Source organism: Pseudarthrobacter sp. MOO14, assembly GCF_058267675.1.
This window is the reverse complement of record NZ_CM177849.1, coordinates 3,613,894-3,632,210: the sequence shown is the minus strand read 5'-3', so window position 1 is coordinate 3,632,210 and position 18,317 is coordinate 3,613,894. Positions and strand designations below refer to the sequence as shown.

The following is an 18,317-nucleotide window of genomic DNA, read 5'->3' as shown; positions in this document are numbered from 1 at the left end:
CTGTGTCACCATGACTGCATTGATGACCACCCCAGAGGAGAATTTCGTGAGTGTGCACCTGAACAGCGTCCGTAAGCTGCGGGTCCATTGGCCCATCAGCGCAGAAACCTTCAGCCGCATCGCAGCCGGAAACGCTGACGCGGTCCAGCAGGATCCAGGGCTGGCAAAACTCCTGAAGGCCGTTGAACAGTTTCCCGACCTTGGTGATTTCGGAAACTACAAGCACGTCTTCGAATCCGGAATCGGGTTCGAGGGATTCTCCTGCGGCGAGGGGGCGACGCCCACCCTCGGCCGGGTAGGCGAGCAAACGCTTTCGCCCACGTTCGTCTTCACCACCTATTTTGATTCCGCCTTGGACGATTCCGTCCTGGAGCGTGCCGTGCAGGAACTTGTGGACATCCACCCGTGGGAACTGCCCGTCATCGAGGTGACCGGCCCACTCAGCGTTGCCGGAGGACTGCACCGCAAAACTCCTTCAAAGGCGGCATCATGACCCTCACCACCACCGCCGCTTGGCCGGCACTGCAGTCCGCGCTGGCAGGCAGGACGTTTACGGACCTCACCCACGCCTTCCACCCGGGCCAGCCCCGTTTCGCCGCCTTTCCGGACGAAAGCCGGGAAGCGCTTTTCGATCTTGAAAAAGGCGACGGATTCACGGCCCACCGGTATTCGATCGTGGGGCAATGGGGAACGCATGTGGACCCCCCGTCCCACTTCATCCGCGGGGGCCGCACCCTCGACCGGATTCCGGTCCAGGACATGATCCTGCCCCTTGTGGTGCTGGACATCACCCGGCGCGTTGAGGAAGATCCTGACGCCACCCCTGCCTTGGAGGATGTGCGGGCGTGGGAGGACCGGAACGGAACCATACCCGCAGAATCCTTCGTCGCCCTGAGGACCGGCTGGAGCCGGCGGTGGCCGGACGGGGAGGCCATGGCCAACAGGGATGCAGACGGCGTGAGCCATACACCGGGCTGGTCCCGGGAGGTGCTTTCCTTCCTGATCGAGGAACGTTCGGTCTCGGCTGTCGGGCACGAGCAGACGGATACGGACCCGGGGTTGGCAACGTCCCGGGGAGACTTCGCCCTGGAAACCTATATCCTCGCCCAGGACCGCTGGCAGATAGAGCTGTTGGCGGACCTGGCCGGGCTCCCTGAGTCCGGGGCCGTGGTGGTGGCCAGCTGGGCAAAGCCACGCGAAGGCAGCGGCTTTCCCGCCCGCGTCTTCGCCATCTCCTGACCGCCACAAAGGGTCATCTAGACTCGGACCATGTTGAGGACAACAAGCATGGGGCGGGGAATCATGGCAGTCCTGGCCGCCGGGGAGCGCCACGCGCGCGGCCTCCCCGGCGGCACGGTGGCCGAGATCGCCGCAGACCTCGGCAAGGACCGCAGCCAGGTCTCCAGGAGCCTGCGGACAGCGGAGCAGGAGGGGATCCTGCAGCGGACGCCACAGCGCACTTTTGCCTTGGACTGGAGTGTCTTGACGGACGCCCATCTGCTGACCCGCCGTCGGCTGCATTCGGACGGGGCGGCCGCGCTGGACCACCTTGCGGGCCAGACCGACGAGGGGTGTTTCCTGGGGGTTCTCAGCGGCAACAGCACTGTGACTGTGGGGGAAAGCATCCCCGCCAGCAGCAGAATGGTGGGGTCCTGGCTGGGCCGGCCCTACCCTGCGTACTGCAGTGACGCCGGGCAGGCGCTCTTTTGGGAAACCTCCGATGACGCAGTCCGTACGATCTTCGCGGGCGTAACTTTCCAACAGCACGGCCCCAACACTCCGGCCAACGTTGAGGAATTCCTGGAGCGCCTAAGGATGGCACGCCTGCGCGGTTATTCAGTCGTCGACGAGGAAGCCGAACCGGGTCTCTACTCCCTGGCCGTGCCCGTGAGGGATTTCAGGGGTGGAGTCGTGGCCGCGCTCCAGGTGGTTGGGCTGAAAAGCCGCATCGAACCCAGGCAAGCCGAACATGCAAAGGCGCTCCGAAGCGAAGGTGAATGGCTTGAAGCCATGCTCGGAGGGCATTCGCCGAACGACCATCCGTAGGCCCTGCGGACGGCATTACCGGGGCACGGGGAGACGGCCGGATCCGAGCCTGTCTGCGGCCCCGGCGAGGATATCCGCCACTTCCCCGGCCCGGCCGTCAACATCGGCACGGCCACCCAGCACACTGAGCGACGCCAGGATGCCGCCCTCCGGATCGCGGATGGGTACGGCCACTTCAGTGATGCCGTGCTCGAACTCTTCGGCCGCTACGACGTAACCCTTGGGCTTGTCCCTGGCCATCAGCTCCCAGGCCTCCGCGCTGGAATGCGGGGCTCCGGGGCCTCCGACCCCTACGAAGTTCACGTCGGCAAGCAACGCCTCAAAACCTCGCCGCCTATGGTCCCACAGCAGGGCCCGCCCCGCTCCCGTGCACCAGACGGGGGTGACCATGCCGGGCTGGACGAAGCTGCCGGCCTGCGAATCGTTGCTGGACGCCAGCAGCAGGATGGCCCGGTAACCGTCACGGACGGATACCCGGGCACGCAGCCCCGTGGAGGCCACCAGGGTCTCGAGTTCCGCTCCCGCGTCCCGTACCCAACCGGTGTTAAGTGTGGCGGCAAGGCTGAAGAAGCCGCTTCCCACCCGGAACGGGCCCCGCTCGCGCCGCTCCAGCAGGCCAAGGTCGCAGAGCTCCTGAGTCAGGCGGGAGACGCGGCTCTGGTCCATATCCAGTTCGGCGGCCAGTTGCGAGACGCCTAAGAGCTGCTTGCCGGCCTTTTCCCGGTCAACCACCAGGCGCACGATCCGCAGCCCCTGCGCCAGGGATGACGCCTCAGGGGAGTTATCCACGCTTACTGCTCCTTCCGACCGGCAACCACCCTATCCTCACACGGGCTTGGCTTTCACGGCCCCAAAGCGCACCGGGCCCCGCCCAACAGGCGGGGCCCGGTGCTGGTGGTTCAGCTGTCCTCATCAGGCCCCAATACGACCTTTTGCGCTAGTCTGCCCTGTCAGCCCGGGACTTCCGTCCGTACCTGAAGTGGAAATAGCCGTAACAGACGGCCACGAAAGGAACACCAAAGTACAGGGCCGCGACTTGGGCCGGGTCCAAAGCGATGCCGACGAGGGAAAGTACGCAGAGGGAAAACGCCAGGACCGGTACCACCGGGAAGAGCGGGGCACGGTATGGCAACGTGGAAACGTCGCCGCCGTTCCGGACGAAAGACCGTCGATGGAAGAAATGCGAGGCTGTGATGGACATCCACACCCCCACCACGGCGAAGCCCGCAACCGAGACGAGCGCCAGGTAAACCGACTCCGGGGCGACCACGCTGCTGATGAGTGAGGCCAGGCCGCCGAGCATGCTCACCGAGAGTGCGATCATGGGAATGCCGCGCCCCGTCAACCGCTTCAGTGCCCGCGGTGCGTGGCCTTCGTCGGCGAGGGAATAGAGCATCCTGGCGCATGAGAACAAGCCGCTGTTGCCGGCAGACAACAGCGCCGTAATGATGACGAAGTTCATCAGGTCTGCGGCGAACGGGACACCGGTCGCCGTGAACACGGTAACGAAGGGGCTTTCGTCGAGGCCAACTTCCTGGTACGGAATGGTGGCCGCAATGACAGCGATGGCACCCACGAAGAACACCAGGAGGCGGATAACCGTACTCCGCATCGCCTTGGGGATGCTGGTGGCGGGGTCCTTCGTCTCGCCCGCCGCCACACCAATCAGCTCGGAGCCGGAGAAGGCGTAAAAGACTGCGAGCGCGGTCACGAGGACGCCGGTAAACCCGTTGGGAAACAGCCCGCCGTCGGTGTTGAAATTCTCGAACAGGAAAGGATGGGCGCCGGATGCGCTCAGCGGATGGAAGCCCAGAAGGGCCGCCCCGCCAAGGACGATGAGCGCAATGATGGCGCCTACCTTGATGATGGCAAACCAGAATTCCGACTCACCGAAGAACTTGGACGACACCGCGTTGAGTCCGAACAGCGTAGCGGCGAACACGAGGCACCAAACCCACACGTCAACGCCGGGGAACCACCGCTGCATCAGCAAGCCCGAGGCGGTGAACTCGGATCCGATGGCAACGGCCCAGCACAACCAGTAGAGCCAGGCTGTGGCGAATCCGGTGGCGGGACCGATGGACCGCGCAGCATAGATATGGAAAGCGCCGGACACCGGGTACGCAATGGCGAGCTCACCCAGGCAGGCCATCACCAAATAGACCACGAAGGCGCCCACGAGGTAGGCAAGCACGGCGCCCAGGGGGCCGGCCTGGGAAATGGTGTATCCCGAGCTGAGGAACAGGCCGGAACCGATCACGCCGCCCATGGCGATCATGACCAGGTGCCGGGGTCCCATGGAGCGGCGCAGGCCCGACTCTGTGGCCGGCGGTGCACCCGGCTCCGGCTTGAGGGTTAGGGGGGTCGAAGATTCCAAGAGATGCCTCCAGTGGGGAACGGTAGGAAGGAAGGAAGGACGGCCGCGGTCGGATGGCCCGTCCGCGAGGAGCTGTTAGCGCGTCGACAGTGACGAAAGTAACACGAAAAGGAAGTTTTAGTCATCAAAATCATATGAAATTGCGAATGTTGCACGCATCCGCAATTACGCCGGATGTCGATGTGGTTCTCCAATGGTCGATATGGCCGCCCGATAGTGCGTTTGGACATGTCCCGACGGACAGCGGCCCGGGCCACGATGGGAACACCAAACCACCACATCAAAGGAGCACCATGACCACCTACGACATCGCATTGATCGGGTTCGGCGGCGTCAACCGAACGCTGGCCGAACTGATCGCAAACCGGGGCGATGACCTCAACCGTGAATTGGGCTTCGGCCTGCGGGTTGTGGCCATCACGGACCTTCGGCTCGGTTCCCTGGTCCGGGACGGCGGAATCGACATGGACATGGCCCTGCGGATAAACCCGGCGGAGGAGACCTTCGCAGCGCACGGAGGATCCGCGGACCCGGACAACGAGCGCGTCATCAGGACGTGTTCCGCCGACATCATTTGCGAGGCGACCTTCACCAACCCCGCAACCGGGGAGCCGGCCGCTTCGCATGTGCGGTGGGCCCTCGAATCGGGGAAGAGTGTCTGCACCACCAACAAGGGCCCTGTCGCCCTGCACGGTGCCGAACTCACCGGACTTGCACAGCGGAACGGGTTGCATTTCGAATTCGAAGGCGCGGTCATGAGCGGGACCCCCGTCATCCGCTTCGCCAAACAACTGTTTCCCGGTCTGGCCCTTAACGGGTTCGAGGGCATCCTCAACGGCACCAGCAACTATGTCCTGGGCCGGATGGAAGAAGGCCTCGGGTTCGAGGAGTCGGTCCGGGAAGCCCAGGAGCGCGGGTATGCCGAGGCGGATCCCACGGCCGACATCGACGGCTATGACGTCCAGCTCAAGGTCCTGATCCTGGCCAACGAACTGCTCGGCGCGGACCTTCGGCTGGCGGACGTTGAGCGCCAAGGTATCTCGTCCCTGACCCCGGAGGACCTCAGCAACGCAAGGAACGAGGGCCGCCGCTGGAAACTCGTGGGCTCAGCACGGAGGAACCCGGACGGAACCGTCAGCGCCTCGGTATCCCCCGCGGCCCTCCCCCTGGACCACGGCCTCGCGGGAGTGTCCGGCGCAAATAACGCGGTCTCGTTCAATACCAACCTCCTCGGTCCAGTGACCGTTTCAGGGCCAGGAGCCGGACGGGTGGAGACTGCGTTCGCCCTCCTGTCGGACATCATCGCCATGCACGGTGCACGGAACCAGGTGGCTGCAGATGCGTGAATCGGTGATTGCACCCCTTGGCGCCGAATCAGCCGTCTTCCGCGACGTTGTGAGCCCCTACGATGGCCGGGTGGTGGGGACAGTCGCCATGGCCCAACCGGAATCCGTGGACGCGATCGTCGCGTCGGCCCGGGCCGGAGCGAGGCAGGCGCGGGCGATGTCCCGCCATGCCCGGGGAAGAATCCTGGACAGCGCCGCCTCGAAGATCGAGGAACGGCGCACGCAATTTGCCCGCACCATCACAGCCGAAAGCGGAAAAACCATCCGCCAGGCACGCAAGGAGGTGTTGCGCGCAGTCAACACCCTGCGCCTCTCCGCGGCTGAGGCCCGCCGCAACGCCGGCGAGACCATACCATTCGATTCCTACGAGGGCTCGGAGGACCGCACGGGTTGGTTCTCCCGCGAACCCCTGGGGATCATCGCGGCCATAACGCCCTACAACGATCCCTTGAACCTGGTAGTGCACAAAGTAGGGCCCGCCATCGCGGGAGGAAACGCCGTCATCCTCAAGCCATCCGCCCTGACGCCTTTGTGCGCGGAACTGCTGGCGGAGGTCCTTTCCGAAGCCGGCCTGCCGCCCGGGGTGCTTACGGTGGTCCACGGGGACAGGGGCGTTGCGGAGGCGATCGTGGCAAACCGCGGGATCCGCATGGTGTCCTTCACCGGCGGTTTTTCCACCGGCGAAGCCATCGCCAGGACCGCAGGCCTGAAGAAGCTCTCCATGGATCTTGGTGGGAATGCCCCGGTGATCATCATGGATGACGCGGACATCGACGCTGCCGTGGAGGCCTGCGTCTCGGGCGCTTTTTGGGCGGCAGGCCAGAACTGCGTGGGTGTGCAGCGCATCCTTGTCGCCGAATCCCGCTACCAGGATTTCCGCCGCGACTTCCTGCATGCGACGGCGCACCTCGTATCCGGTGACCCGGACGACGAAGCAACCGACATGGGGCCGATGATCACTGGCGCAGCCGTGGACCAGCTCACGGCAAAGATAGGAACGGCCGTCGCCGCCGGGGCTGCCGTCCTCGCGGGAAACACCAGGATTGGCAACGTCTTCCAGCCCACGGTCCTGGAGAAAGTCAGCCCGTCCAGCCGGCTGTGGATGGAGGAGGTTTTCGGGCCGGTGGCCATGCTCCAGCCGTTTTCAACCCTTGACGAGGCGCTGGAGATGGCCAACGCCGTGGACTTCAGCCTCCACGCCGGAATCTTCACGCGGTCGCTGGAAACAGCGCTGCAGGCGGCGTCCCGCCTCGAGGCGGGCGGCGTCATGGTCAACGACTCGTCCGACTACCGCTTCGACGGCATGCCGTTCGGGGGATCCAAGTACGGCAGCATGGGCCGCGAAGGCGTGCGTTTCGCCTACGAGGAGATGACCCAGCCCAAGGTTGTCTGCATCAAGCGCCCATGACGGAGTGCACCCGCCGTTCCCAACAACCACAAGATTCTTCCCGGCGAAAGAAACCATGGAATATCGCATCGAGACGGACACACTAGGGCCCATCGCCGTTCCGGCGTCCGCCTATTGGGGAGCCCACACCGCGCGGGCCCTGCAAAACTTCGCCATCAGCGGCATCCCCGTATCCGCCCATCCGCACCTTGTTCGGGCACTGGCGATGGTCAAGAGCGCTGCTGCCCGCGCCAACGGAGAACTCGGCGTGCTCTCACAGGACAAGGTCCGTGCAATCCGGCAGGCGTGCCAGGAGATCCTGGCCGGAAAGCATCACGGGCAGTTCTGCGTGGACGTCATCCAAGGTGGGGCCGGCACCAGCACCAATATGAATGCGAACGAGGTCATCGCCAACCTGGCGCTGGAGAAGTTGGGCCACGGCCGCGGTGACTACGGGCACCTGCATCCGATTGACCACGTCAACAAGTGCCAGTCAACCAATGACACCTATCCCACGGCCCTCCGGCTGGCGCTGGCCGCCGGTGCGCTGGAACTGGCCGAGGAACTGGAACAGCTTGCGTCCGCGGCCATGGCCAAGGGAACCCAGTTCAGCGGCGTGGTGAAGATTGGGCGCACCCAACTGCAGGACGCCGTCCCCATGACGCTGGGGCAGGAGTTCCGAGCCTTCGGCACCACTATCCGGGAAGACTGCGCCCGCATCCTGGAAGCCGTTGACCTGATGCTCGAATGCAACCTCGGCGGGACGGCTGTGGGGACCGGCATCACGGCCGAAGACGGATTCCAGCGGCGGGCTTTGGCCGCCCTCGCGGAGATCTCCGGCCTTCCGGTCCGTGCCGCCGACGATCTGTTCCAGGCCACATGGGACGTCGGCGCCTTCATGCACTTATCCGGAATGCTGAAACGCGCCGCGATACGACTCTCAAAGATCTGCAGCGATCTGCGGTTGCTGGCGAGCGGGCCGCAAAACGGGCTCGGCGAAATATCCCTGCCGGCGCGCCGGCCGGTTCTTCCATCATGCCCGGCAAGGTGAATCCGGTCATTCCGGAGGCCGTCAACCAGATCGCCTTTGCCGTGGCCGGAGCGGACACCACGGTGACAATGGCCGCGGACAACGGGCAGTTGCAACTCAACGCCTTCGAGCCCGTGATGGCCCATGTCCTGCTGCAGTCCATTGGCTGGCTGGGAGCGGGTGCTGCGAGCCTCCGCACCCTCTGCATCGATGGAATCGAAGCCAACAGCCAGATGCTTCGGACTCGCACCGAGGCATCTGCCGGCGTCGCGACAGCCTTGGTACCGAGCATCGGATACGCGGCCGCTGCGGCGGTGGCAAAGGAGGCCCTCCGGAGCGGGGAAGCCGTGGTGGACATCGTGGCCGGGAAGCAACTGATGGACCTTGTGTCAGCCAAGTCCGTGGTGGATGCGGCCATTGCGGGAGGTGGCACCCGGATGCCCGGTTCCGTTGGCTAGGCCGGCAGCACTCCTGCGCCGCGCCGGACATAATTGGACAGGGTCATTGCCGTTACCGTGTCCGTTACGCCGGGTGTGGCCGCAATCTGCTCCCAGATCTCCTGGATCCGTTCAAGCGAACGCGCTTCAACGCGCACCAGGAGGTCAAAGTCGCCACTGACCACGTCGCACAGCACCACCTCCGGGATCGACTGCAGCACCGCAATAACGTCGGCCCCGCGAACCCTGTCCTTCCGGTAGACCATCAGGAAGGCCGAAACTGTGCCCTGTCCCGGAGCGCCGGCCACCACGGTATAGCCCTGGATGTAGCCCTGCCGTTCCATTCGGTCGATCCGTTGCCGGACGGCATTGCGGGAGAGCATGACTTTCGCTGCAAGTTCCGCATGACTGATGCGGGCGTTGCGCGTCAGTTCCGCCAGGATGCTCTGATCGATCCGGTCAAGACTAGCCCGATCCATGTCCACCCTTCACCGTATGTACTCCCAACATGCAGACACGAGTCGGCCGGCTCCAGAATGAAAGCACAAAGAGATGATACTTCGGCACCAGAGCCTCCAACGCACGGCAGCCTTCGGTTGCGTGCTGTTCGACATGGACGGGACGCTGCTCGATTCGGCACCGGGTGTCACGGCCAGTGCCGCCCTCGCCTTGGCTGCCGTCGGGGCGCCGGTTCCAGCGCCTGCAGGGCTGCTCCGCTTGGTGGGGCCGCCCATGCTCGAATCCCTTAGGGAGATACTGGGCCACGATGAAGTCCTCGCCCGCCGGGCCCTGACCCATTACCGGCAGGCCTATGCGGACGTCGGCGCGCACCAGTCGGTTCCGTACCCGGGCGTCCGGGAAATGCTGGAACAACTGCGCCTTGCCGGCATACCGATGGCGGTGGCGACGTCCAAAGCCGAAGACCAGGCCGTCCGGATGGCACGCCGTTTTGGGCTGGACCACTACTTCACCACCATTTGTGGTGCGTCGGACCTGGACGCGAGGTGGAGCAAGGCGGATGTTATTGCCGAAGCGCTGGTCAGGCTGGAGGCTGCAAAGGTGGACCTCCGCGCCCCGCTCATGGTGGGCGACCGCAGCTACGACGTTGCCGGAGCCACAGTCCATGGCATTCCCGCAGTGTTCGCCAGCTGGGGTTACGGCTGCTCGGGAGAAGAAGAAGGAGCCAGCCTCGTGGCTGCCTCCCCGGCCGCAGTGCTCGCTGCGGTCATAGGCCCCGACGGAAGCACCGGACAGAAGGCACGGCGCACACCGCGTCACCACCCTTAAAGGTACGACGGCGGCGCTGAGCCAAGTGCCGTCGTCGTCCGTGCACTTCGAGGCTGCGAAAGGCAGCGGGTAAACTTGTCCGGTCATGGACTGCTCCTATTTCGATGCCGGCGCCTGCCGTTCCTGCACCCACATGGGCATGCCTTACGGCGAGCAGCTGGCCGGCAAGCAACGCCACTGCCAGGGCCTCCTGTCGGGCCACACCGGACTGGAATGGCTGCCCCCGGTGGCCAGCCGGGAGTCCGGCTTCCGCAACAAGGCCAAGATGGTGATCGGCGGGACGGCCCAGAACCCCACCATCGGAATCCTCGACGCCGACGGCCACGGCGTGGACCTGCGCCGGTGCGGCGTCTGCTCCCCGGGCCTGTTGGCCTGCTTCCCGGTCCTGGCGAACTTCATCCGCCGGATCCGCCTGACGCCCTACGATGTGCCGCGCCGGACCGGCGAACTCAAGCACGTCATTATCACCGAATCCCCCGATGGCGAGATCATGCTCCGCCTGGTCCTGCGCTCCGAACAGGTGCTGCCGCGTATCCGCAAACACCTGCCGGAACTGCTGGCGGCGCTTCCCCAGGTGAAAGTGGTGTCGGTCAACCTGCATCCGGAGCACAAGGCCGTCCTGGAAGGTGACCGGGAGATCCTGTTGACCAGCCAGGAAACCTTGGCCATGCGCGTCAACGACGTCACCCTGCACTTGCGCCCGCAGAGCTTCTTCCAGACCAACAGCGAGATGGCCGCGGCGTTGTACCGGCAGGGCCGCGAGTGGGTCACCGAGCTCGCGCCCGCATCCGTCTGGGACCTGTACTGCGGGGTGGGCGGTTTCGCCCTGCACTGCGCCGCCCCGGCCCGCACCGTCACCGGCATTGAAACCAGCGGCGAGGCAATCGTGTCCGCCCGGCTCAGCAGCGGGGAGGCGGGCCTGGAGGGAATGGAGTTCCAGGCCGGCGACGCCACCGCCTTCGCCTTGGCTTCTGATGAGTCGCCGGACCTGGTGATTGTGAACCCGCCCCGCCGCGGCATCGGCACGGAACTGTGCGGCTGGCTGGAAGCCTCGGACGTGCAGCACGTGGTGTACTCCAGCTGCAATGCACAGTCACTGGCCCGCGACCTGGCGAACCTTCCGTCCTTCACGGCGCGCCGGGCCCGCGTCCTGGACATGTTCCCGCAGACCACGCACTACGAGGTGATGGTGCTCCTGGAACGGGCAGCATAGGGCCCTCAGGCGTCAGTTTCGGCGGGCGCGTTCGACGGCGGCCGCCCCGGCTTCGCGCCCCTCGGCCCGAAGACCCGCTGCCACTCCTTCAGCGTCGGCGTCGGACCGGTTTTGGCTCATCTTTTCCTTCGCCTCGATCCGGCTGACCAGCAATTCCACGCCGACCACCGCCCGCAGCTGGCCGGCGACGAACTTCTCCGGGGCGTCGTCCACGGCCCAGGGATGCTCCCGGCCGTCCTCGTGCAGGCCGGTCAGGTGCCGGACGTGCCGTGCCAGCCAGCCGGCGTCGTCATGGATCACTAATTCGCCGTAGACATGCAGCGTGGCGTAGTTCCAGGTGGGCACCACCCGGCCGTGCTCGGCCTTGGCGGCGTACCACGACGGCGAGATGTAGTCGTCGGGGCCCTGGATGATGGCCAGCGCTTCGCCGGTGGGCAGGGCGGTCCACTGCGGGTTGTTCCGCGCCATGTGCGCCTGCAGGGAACCGTGCGCCCCCACGCCGGGGTTGAAGGCGAAGGGCAGCAGCGTGGCCAGTAGGCCCTGGTCCGTCATGGTGATGAGGTTGGCTGCGCCGGGCTCTGCCAGCAGGCTGTGGACGGTTTCGGAGGCGGCAGCGAAGTGCGCGGGAATGTACATGGTGCTCCTTTTCGGGCTAGCGGGCGGGACGGTTGAGGCGGACGCGGACGGCCGCGGCGGCGCAGAGGATGACGGCAAGGGCGCCCAGGAGGGTGGTCCAGGTGAGCGGCTCCCCCAGCAGCAGCGCCGCCCAGCCAATGCTGAGGACCGGCTGCAGCAGCTGGATCTGGCTGACCTGCGCCATGGGCCCGATGGCCAGCCCGCGGTACCAGGCGACGAATCCCAGGAACATGCTGACCACTGCCAGGTAGCCGAAGGCCGCCCACTGGACGGGCGTGGCCGACGGCGGCTGGCTGAGGACGGAGGCAACCGCCAGGACCAGCATGGCCGGGGCGGCGAGGACCAGTGCCCAGGCGATGGTTTGCCACGATCCGAGTTCGCGGGCCAGCAGTCCCCCTTCGGCGTATCCGACGGCGGCGCAGGCCACCGCACCCAGCAGCAGCAGGTCTGCCCACTGCAGGTGCCCCACTCCCCCGGACTGCAGGAAGGCGAAGGCGATCGCCGCCAGCGAGCCAAGCGCCATGACCACCCAGAAGGCGGGGGCCGGCCGCTCGCCTGTGCGGAGCACGGCTGCCGTCGCCGTCGCCGCCGGCAGGAGGGCGATGACCACGGCACCGTGCCCGGCGGGAACCGCAGTGAGGGCATAGGACGTCAGTAGCGGGAAGCCGGCGACGACGCCCCCGGCCACGAAGGCAAGGCGCAGCCAGGTGCCGCGCCGGGGCAGCCGCTGCCGGGTCACGGCAAGCGCTGCGGCGGCGAGGAGTGCGGCGACGACGGCACGGCCCGAGCCGATGAACAGTGGCTGGATCCCGGCGACCGCCACACGGGTGAACGGCACGGTGAAGGAAAACGCTGCCACGCCGAGGAGTCCCCACCACACTCCGGCCGACATTCCCAGCGGTATCGCTGGGCGCTCAAGGACAGTAGCGCTACTATGTTCTTTCATGAACAACGATAGCAGTTCGCGCATCACTGCGGCACTCCGTCAGTGGATCAGCAGTGCGGCTCCCGGTGCGCGGCTGCCGTCCACCCGCCAGTTGGTGGCCGAACACCAGGCAAGCCCCGTGACGGTGCAGAAAGCCCTGCAGGCCCTGGCCGCCCAGGAACTGATTGAAAGCCGGCCCGGCGTGGGAACCTTCGTCCGCGCGGTCAGGACGGCCCGGCCGTCCGACTATGCCTGGCAGACCGCAGCGCTGCGGTCCCCGTCCTCGCCGCTGCCGTCGTCGTCGAGCACCATGCGCAACGTTCCCGGCGATGCCATCTGGCTGCATTCGGGGTACCCGGACCGGGAGCTGCTGCCCGAACGGCTGGTGCGGGCAGCCCTGGCCCGTGCTGCCCGCGGGGATGCCGCGTTGTCGCGCCCGCCCGCCGCGGGCATGCCGGAGTTGCAGCAATGGTTCGCCCGCGAGCTGGGGCAGGCAACACCGGTAGGGGTCACCCCGCCTACGCCCAATGACGTCATCGTGCTGCCGGGCAGCCAGAGCGGCCTCAGCTCCATCTTCCGCGCCCTGGTGGGGGCCGGTCAGCCGCTGCTTATCGAATCGCCGTCCTACTGGGGCGCCATCCTGGCCGCCGCGCAGACCGGGGTGCGCCTGGTGCCGGTCCCCACCGGGCCGGACGGACCCGACCCTGCGGACGTGGACCGCGCCTTCGCCGAGACCGGGGCCCGTGCCTTCTATGTGCAACCCAACTACGCCAACCCCACCGGCACGCAGTGGGCGGCGGCACGCGGCGGCGAGATCCTGGACGTGGCCCGCCGGCACGGCGCGTTCCTGGTGGAGGACGACTGGGCGCACGACTTCGGCATCACCTCCGATCCCGTGCCACTGGCCACCCGGGATGATTCCGGGCATGTGGTGTACATCCGGTCGCTGACCAAAAGCGTCTCCACTGCCATCCGCATCGCAGCGGTTGTTGCCCGGGGTCCGGCGCGGGAACGCATCCTCGGCCAGCGTGCCGCGGAATCCATGTACGTCAGCGGGTTCCTCCAGGCCGCAGCCCTGGATGTGGTCACGCAGCCCGGCTGGCAGACACACCTGCGCAGCCTCCGCCAGCAGCTCCAGTCGCGCCGGGACCTGCTGGCCACCAGCATCGGCGAACACGTCCCGCAAGCACACATCGACAACCTGCCCCGCGGCGGATTGAACCTGTGGGTGCGCCTGCCCGATGGCACGGACCTCCCGCGGCTGGCGCGCGACTGCGAAGATGCCGGCGTCATCATCGCCGCCGGCACCGAGTGGTTCCCCGCGGAGCCCGCCGGGGCCTTCATCAGGCTGAACTTTTCCGGCCCCAACCCGGGCGCGTATCCGGACGGTGCACGAGTCATCGGCGAGGCGCTGGCCCGGCAGGACCGCTGAGGCATTCCGTGGCCTCCTGACGGCAACGCGTCAACCGGACAGTCCGGTGACGACGGCAGTTCACCGGGGCGCCATGCCCGGTTCATTACCCATTAGTAACTTGAGAGCTCCTGTTGAGACCCCAACCTTAAGAGGCCCCATGAGCTCCACTCCCACGCGGCGCGCCCTCACCGTTGCCGCGTCCCTGATCGTTGCAGCCTGTGCGGCCGCCGGTACAGCGGCCGCACAAGCGGACACCCCGGACAACGGCAGCCCTGCTTCCGGGACCCGCCACGAAACAAACACCGACCTGGCGGACGCCTTCGACTCCGTCAGCCGGACCACAGCCTGGCAGCAAACGTCCAAGCTGAAACTGAACTTCCCCACGTACCACACCGAGGGAATCGCCTACAGCCAGGACCACATCTTCCTCTCCGCCGTCCAGATCCTCGAACCCACGGTCAAGTACCCCGCCCCGCAGGACGGCTACGACCGCACACCGGGCAAGGGCATCGGCCACCTGTTCGTCATGGACAAGGCAGGCAACCTGCAAAAGGACATCATCCTGGGCGAAGGCGAAACGTACCACCCGGGCGGCATCGATTTCGATGGCACCAACGTCTGGGTGCCGGTAGCCCAATACCGGCCGGACAGCAGCGCCATCATCTACAGGGTTGATGCGGAAACCCTGGACGTCCACAAGCAGTTCGAGGTCAAGGACCACTTCGGCGGCATCGTGCTGGACAAACAGACCGGCCACCTGGTCGGGAACACCTGGGGCTCCCGGCGGTTCGCGGAGTGGGACCTGCAGGGCAAGGAAGTGTCCACCTGGGAAAACCCGAACTACTTCATCGATTACCAGGACTGCCAGTACGTCCCCAACGCCAAAATGCTCTGCGCAGGAGTCACCAACCTCCCGCAAACCCCGCCGGCCGGCGGGACCGCAGCCACCTACGAACTCGGCGGCATGGCAATGATCGACCTGAAGTCCCATGAGGTGACCCGCGAGGTCCCGTTCCAGCAGTGGTCCAGCGCCGGGCACGTGGCCACCCGCAACCCGTTCAAGATGACCGCCAACGGCGGGCACCTGACCATGACGGTGGCCCCGGACAACGGCGATGAGGGCAACGGCACCGAAATCCTCACCTACGAAGCCGACGCCACCCCCGCAAAGTAGCACTCCCCCGCAACCGCCGCAGGCCGCGGCGGTGCACCCACCAGGAATGATTGGATACCCCATGCCTTATCCGGCACCCAGATTCACCAGGAAGAGCGTCACCGCCGCCACCGGTGCGGCCGCCCTGGCGGCCACCGCCCTGACGGCCGGACTGGTCGGCTTCGGCGCCGCCCCGGCGAGCGCCGGCACCCACAACGACACGGCGACGCCGATCAAGCACGTCGTGGTGCTCTTCCAGGAGAACGTTTCGTTCGACCACTACTTCGCCACCTACCCCAACGCGGCCAACACCCCCGGCGAAACCCAGCAGGGCTCCGGTGCCCCGGCGGCCAAATTCACCGCGTCCACGGACACGCCCAAGGACATCAACACCCTGGCCAATGCAGGACTGCTGGCACCGAAGAACCCCAATTCGGTCCAGCCCTCGCGGCTGTCCCCGATGCAGGCCGTCACGTGCGACCAGGACCACGGCTACAACGCCGAACAGAACGCCTACAACGGCGGGGCGATGGACAAGTTCGTCCAGTTCACCAGCCGTGACGCGTGCGGGACCAACCAGTACGGACGCCCCGGCCTGACCATGGACTACTACGACGGGAACACCGTCACCGGAATGTGGAACTACGCCCAGAACTACGCGATGAGCGACAACCACTTCAGCACCGTCTTCGGCCCCTCGACTCCGGGCGCGCTCAACCTGATCTCGGGCCAAACCCACGGCGCCAAGGAATACAACGCCGCCGGGGCACCCGTGGCCACACCGGCCGCCGGCAGCAGCGCCGTCCGCCAGCCGGACGCCAACGGCGTGGGCACCGTGATCAACGACCCCGACCCTGTCTACGACGACTGCTCCAACAGCAGCCACGCCAAGGCCAACAACCTTGCCGGCATGACCGGCCGGAACATCGGCGACCTGCTCAACGCCCAGGGAACATCCTGGGGCTGGTTCCAGGGCGGCTTCGCCCCCACCACCGCGGCCACCGGCAGCGCTCCCGCCTCGTGCCTGGCCGCCCATACCAACGCCGCCGGCGCCTCCGTGGTGGACTACTCCCCGCACCACCAGCCGTTCCAGTACTACGCCTCCACCGCCAACCCGCACCACCTTCCGCCCGCTTCGGACGCGGAAATCGGGCACAACGGCCAGGCCAACCACCAGTACGACCTCGCCGACTTCAGCAAGGTGGTGGACAGCGACAACATGCCTGCCGTGTCCTTCCTGAAGGCCTCCGAGTTCCAGGACGGCCACGCCGCGTACTCGGATCCGGTGGACGAACAGAACTTCATCACCAAGACCGTCAACCAGATCCAGCAGTCCAAGAACTGGGACAACACCGCCGTCGTGCTCGCGTATGACGACTCCGACGGCTGGTACGACCACGTCGCCGCCCAGCCGAAGAACGCGTCCACCGGGTCCGACGACGCCGCATGGTGCTTGAATGCCGCAGCGAACGGCGTGCCGGTGGCAGGGGGCTACGCTGACCGGTGCGGCCCCGGACCCCGCCAGCCGCTGGTGGTCATCTCCCCGTACGCGAAGAAGAACTTCGTGGACCACACCGAGACGGACCAGGCCTCCATCCTGCGGTTCATCGAGGACAACTGGCACACCGGCCAGATCGGTGACTCCTCGGCCGACGCGACGGCAGGATCCGTGGACGCGATGTTCAACTTCCACCACGAGCGCAACGACAAGGTGCTGCTGGACGAACAGTCCGGCGCCGTGGCCTCCATCAGCCACAACGGCAACGTCCAGGGCGGCGGAGCGGACAACTCCGGCCACTGACCGTCCCGCGAGGCCTAAAGGTCCGCGCCGCCGGCAATGCGTCACTTATCAGCCAAGGTCAGGACATGGCACCCGTCTTCGCGGGGCCATGACCTGCCAGGGCGCTGATAAGTGGCGCATTTCTGCGTCCGCCGACATCTCCGGTTCCGCAGTGGGCCGGTCACAGAATCCGCCACTGCAACCCCCAGGGCAACACCCATTGCCGGTACGGCGTACATTTCTGTCCCCGGGCTCGAAGCCACCCAGTCCAAGCGCTTAACCGAGAAGCCTGCCGCCGCGGCGGCGGCAATGGACCGGCCCACGTCCGGGGCCCGGTGCAGGTTATCGGCCGCGACATCTATGGACTGGACGCGGACCACGACGGCGTGGGATGCGAGTAGGCCCCACGGCCCGAGCCGCGGGTCAGGCTGCGGCTTTGACCAGCTCTTCGCTCTTCTCCCACAGCCCTCGTGCCAGGTCGGCGTCATACGCCTGGCGGTTGGCTTTGGCCAGGGCCCGCTTGGCGTAGTAGGCCCCGGAAATCCAGTCGGTGCCGGCCGTCCCGTTGATCAGCCACAGCATGGTGTCGGCACCCTGGTCCGGGCTGAGCATGAAGCGGTTGGCCACGCTCTTGTACAAATGCCGGAACGGGCTGCTGGAACCCGCCGCGAAGTTGGTGCGGACCACGCCCGGGTGGAAGGCCGCCGTCGTGATTCCCTGGTCGTGGAAGCGGCGGTGCAGCTCGGACGTGAAGAGGATGTTGGCCAGCTTGCCGGTGCCGTAGGCACGGAAGGTGCGGTACCCGTGCTCGGCGTTGAGGTCGAACAAATCCACCTTGCCGGAGAAGTTCGCGGCGCTGGCGGTGTTGATGATCTTCGCGTGGCTGGCGGCCAGCGTGTCCATCAGGGAGGTGGTGAGCAGGAACGGCGCCAGGTGGTTGACCTGGAACGTCAGCTCGTTGCCGTCCACGGTGAGCGTGCGCTTGCCCATCATGCCGCCGGCGTTGTTCGCCAGGACGTCGATGCGCGGATAGGTGGAGCGCAGGGTGTCGGCCAGCGCGCGGACCTGGGCCAGGTCCGCGAAGTCGGCGAGGTGGTGGTCCGCGCCGATCTCAGCAGCCAGGGCGCGGGTCTTCTCCGCAGACCGGCCGACGACGACCACCCGCTCCCCTGCCTTGGCCAGCGTCCTGGCGGCTGCCGCGCCGATGCCGTCGCTGGCGCCGGTGATCACGATGGTGCGAGGAGTCAAGGGGTGTCCTTCGGTCGGCGGGCGGCGCACCGGGAGGG

16 protein-coding genes and 1 pseudogene are annotated in these 18,317 nt (G+C 66.4%); 11 read left to right on the top strand and 6 right to left on the bottom strand.

The window, feature by feature from the left end; all coding sequences use genetic code 11:
• Positions 1–22: 22 nt before the first annotated feature.
• Genes AC4EEV_RS16820 through AC4EEV_RS16810 form a run of 3 tightly spaced genes read left to right on the top strand, consistent with a single transcriptional unit; the run spans position 23 to position 2,046 of the window.
• Positions 23–493 carry a hypothetical protein gene (locus AC4EEV_RS16820; RefSeq protein WP_491329534.1) on the top strand — a complete coding sequence of 157 codons (471 nt, stop codon included), beginning with the start codon at positions 23–25 and terminating at the stop codon, positions 491–493.
• A complete protein-coding gene (locus tag AC4EEV_RS16815; protein WP_133832081.1) occupies positions 490–1,239 on the top strand; it encodes a cyclase family protein in 750 nt (249 codons plus the stop codon). The genes AC4EEV_RS16820 and AC4EEV_RS16815 overlap by 4 nt, the downstream gene beginning before the upstream one ends.
• Positions 1,240–1,269: 30 nt before the next feature.
• The gene (locus AC4EEV_RS16810; RefSeq protein ID WP_491329533.1) at positions 1,270–2,046 is read left to right on the top strand and encodes an IclR family transcriptional regulator; all 777 of its coding nucleotides are present in this window, start codon (positions 1,270–1,272) and stop codon (positions 2,044–2,046) included.
• 15 nt (positions 2,047–2,061) lie between these two features.
• On the opposite strand, the gene AC4EEV_RS16805 is transcribed toward AC4EEV_RS16810, so the two are convergent.
• Positions 2,062–2,835: an IclR family transcriptional regulator gene (locus AC4EEV_RS16805; RefSeq protein ID WP_018761982.1), complete on the bottom strand. Its 774-nt coding sequence runs from the start codon at positions 2,833–2,835 to the stop codon at positions 2,062–2,064.
• 148 nt (positions 2,836–2,983) lie between these two features.
• Positions 2,984–4,423 (bottom strand): amino acid permease, encoded by a 1,440-nt coding sequence (locus AC4EEV_RS16800; protein ID WP_491329532.1) that lies wholly within the window; start codon positions 4,421–4,423, stop codon positions 2,984–2,986.
• Between the two features lie 293 nt (positions 4,424–4,716).
• Here AC4EEV_RS16800 and AC4EEV_RS16795 point away from each other — a divergent pair, with 293 nt between their 5' ends.
• The 3 genes and pseudogenes from AC4EEV_RS16795 to AC4EEV_RS16785 all read left to right on the top strand — a co-directional run bounded on the left by AC4EEV_RS16795 (position 4,717) and on the right by AC4EEV_RS16785 (position 8,644).
• The gene (locus tag AC4EEV_RS16795; protein ID WP_018761984.1) at positions 4,717–5,769 is read left to right on the top strand and encodes a homoserine dehydrogenase; all 1,053 of its coding nucleotides are present in this window, start codon (positions 4,717–4,719) and stop codon (positions 5,767–5,769) included.
• Positions 5,762–7,177 (top strand): aldehyde dehydrogenase family protein, encoded by a 1,416-nt coding sequence (locus AC4EEV_RS16790; protein WP_491329531.1) that lies wholly within the window; start codon positions 5,762–5,764, stop codon positions 7,175–7,177. Before AC4EEV_RS16795 ends, AC4EEV_RS16790 begins: the two co-directional genes overlap by 8 nt.
• A gap of 55 nt (positions 7,178–7,232) precedes the next feature.
• A pseudogene (locus AC4EEV_RS16785) lies at positions 7,233–8,644 on the top strand (aspartate ammonia-lyase).
• On the opposite strand, the gene AC4EEV_RS16780 reads toward AC4EEV_RS16785, so the two are convergent.
• Positions 8,641–9,102 carry an Lrp/AsnC family transcriptional regulator gene (locus tag AC4EEV_RS16780; RefSeq protein ID WP_018761987.1) on the bottom strand — a complete coding sequence of 154 codons (462 nt, stop codon included), beginning with the start codon at positions 9,100–9,102 and terminating at the stop codon, positions 8,641–8,643. The pseudogene AC4EEV_RS16785 and the gene AC4EEV_RS16780 overlap by 4 nt on opposite strands.
• Before the next feature lie 73 nt (positions 9,103–9,175).
• On the opposite strand from AC4EEV_RS16780, the gene AC4EEV_RS16775 reads away from it, so the two are divergent.
• Complete coding sequence (locus AC4EEV_RS16775) at positions 9,176–9,910, top strand: HAD hydrolase-like protein (protein ID WP_491329530.1); 735 nt, start codon at positions 9,176–9,178, stop codon at positions 9,908–9,910.
• Between the two features lie 85 nt (positions 9,911–9,995).
• Complete coding sequence (gene rlmC, locus AC4EEV_RS16770; protein ID WP_491329529.1) at positions 9,996–11,123, top strand: 23S rRNA (uracil(747)-C(5))-methyltransferase RlmC; 1,128 nt, start codon at positions 9,996–9,998, stop codon at positions 11,121–11,123.
• 12 nt (positions 11,124–11,135) lie between these two features.
• Here the strand turns inward: rlmC and AC4EEV_RS16765 are convergent, their stop codons facing one another.
• Both AC4EEV_RS16765 and AC4EEV_RS16760 read right to left on the bottom strand, forming a co-directional pair.
• The gene (locus tag AC4EEV_RS16765) at positions 11,136–11,759 is read right to left on the bottom strand and encodes an FMN-binding negative transcriptional regulator (protein ID WP_491329528.1); all 624 of its coding nucleotides are present in this window, start codon (positions 11,757–11,759) and stop codon (positions 11,136–11,138) included.
• A gap of 16 nt (positions 11,760–11,775) precedes the next feature.
• Positions 11,776–12,651 (bottom strand): DMT family transporter, encoded by an 876-nt coding sequence (locus AC4EEV_RS16760; protein ID WP_491329527.1) that lies wholly within the window; start codon positions 12,649–12,651, stop codon positions 11,776–11,778.
• 52 nt (positions 12,652–12,703) lie between these two features.
• Between AC4EEV_RS16760 and AC4EEV_RS16755 the strand changes: the two genes are divergently transcribed.
• The 3 genes from AC4EEV_RS16755 (at position 12,704) to AC4EEV_RS16745 (ending at position 17,052) form a co-directional block, all read left to right on the top strand.
• Positions 12,704–14,116 carry an aminotransferase-like domain-containing protein gene (locus tag AC4EEV_RS16755; protein ID WP_491329526.1) on the top strand — a complete coding sequence of 471 codons (1,413 nt, stop codon included), beginning with the start codon at positions 12,704–12,706 and terminating at the stop codon, positions 14,114–14,116.
• Positions 14,117–14,255: 139 nt separating this feature from the next.
• Complete coding sequence (locus AC4EEV_RS16750; RefSeq protein WP_491329525.1) at positions 14,256–15,272, top strand: DUF6454 family protein; 1,017 nt, start codon at positions 14,256–14,258, stop codon at positions 15,270–15,272.
• A gap of 61 nt (positions 15,273–15,333) precedes the next feature.
• The gene (locus AC4EEV_RS16745; RefSeq protein WP_491329524.1) at positions 15,334–17,052 is read left to right on the top strand and encodes a phospholipase C; all 1,719 of its coding nucleotides are present in this window, start codon (positions 15,334–15,336) and stop codon (positions 17,050–17,052) included.
• A 402-nt stretch (positions 17,053–17,454) separates the two neighbouring features.
• Here AC4EEV_RS16745 and AC4EEV_RS16740 read toward each other — a convergent pair whose 3' ends face one another.
• Positions 17,455–18,279, bottom strand: a complete 825-nt coding sequence (locus AC4EEV_RS16740) for an SDR family NAD(P)-dependent oxidoreductase (protein WP_043424016.1) — start codon at positions 18,277–18,279, stop codon at positions 17,455–17,457.
• Positions 18,280–18,317 lie beyond the last annotated feature (38 nt).

Bases quoted from the DNA above. Each gene is read 5' to 3' on its own strand.
- AC4EEV_RS16820 (WP_491329534.1), top strand. From the start codon at position 23: ATGACCACCCCAGAGGAGAATTTCGTGAGTGTGCACCTGAACAGCGTC.
- AC4EEV_RS16815 (WP_133832081.1), top strand. From the start codon at position 490: ATGACCCTCACCACCACCGCCGCTTGGCCGGCACTGCAGTCCGCGCTG.
- AC4EEV_RS16810 (WP_491329533.1), top strand. From the start codon at position 1,270: ATGTTGAGGACAACAAGCATGGGGCGGGGAATCATGGCAGTCCTGGCC.
- AC4EEV_RS16795 (WP_018761984.1), top strand. From the start codon at position 4,717: ATGACCACCTACGACATCGCATTGATCGGGTTCGGCGGCGTCAACCGA.
- AC4EEV_RS16790 (WP_491329531.1), top strand. From the start codon at position 5,762: ATGCGTGAATCGGTGATTGCACCCCTTGGCGCCGAATCAGCCGTCTTC.
- AC4EEV_RS16780 (WP_018761987.1), bottom strand. From the start codon at position 9,102: ATGGATCGGGCTAGTCTTGACCGGATCGATCAGAGCATCCTGGCGGAA.
- AC4EEV_RS16775 (WP_491329530.1), top strand. From the start codon at position 9,176: ATGATACTTCGGCACCAGAGCCTCCAACGCACGGCAGCCTTCGGTTGC.
- rlmC (WP_491329529.1), top strand. From the start codon at position 9,996: ATGGACTGCTCCTATTTCGATGCCGGCGCCTGCCGTTCCTGCACCCAC.
- AC4EEV_RS16765 (WP_491329528.1), bottom strand. From the start codon at position 11,759: ATGTACATTCCCGCGCACTTCGCTGCCGCCTCCGAAACCGTCCACAGC.
- AC4EEV_RS16760 (WP_491329527.1), bottom strand. From the start codon at position 12,651: ATGTCGGCCGGAGTGTGGTGGGGACTCCTCGGCGTGGCAGCGTTTTCC.
- AC4EEV_RS16755 (WP_491329526.1), top strand. From the start codon at position 12,704: ATGAACAACGATAGCAGTTCGCGCATCACTGCGGCACTCCGTCAGTGG.
- AC4EEV_RS16750 (WP_491329525.1), top strand. From the start codon at position 14,256: ATGAGCTCCACTCCCACGCGGCGCGCCCTCACCGTTGCCGCGTCCCTG.
- AC4EEV_RS16745 (WP_491329524.1), top strand. From the start codon at position 15,334: ATGCCTTATCCGGCACCCAGATTCACCAGGAAGAGCGTCACCGCCGCC.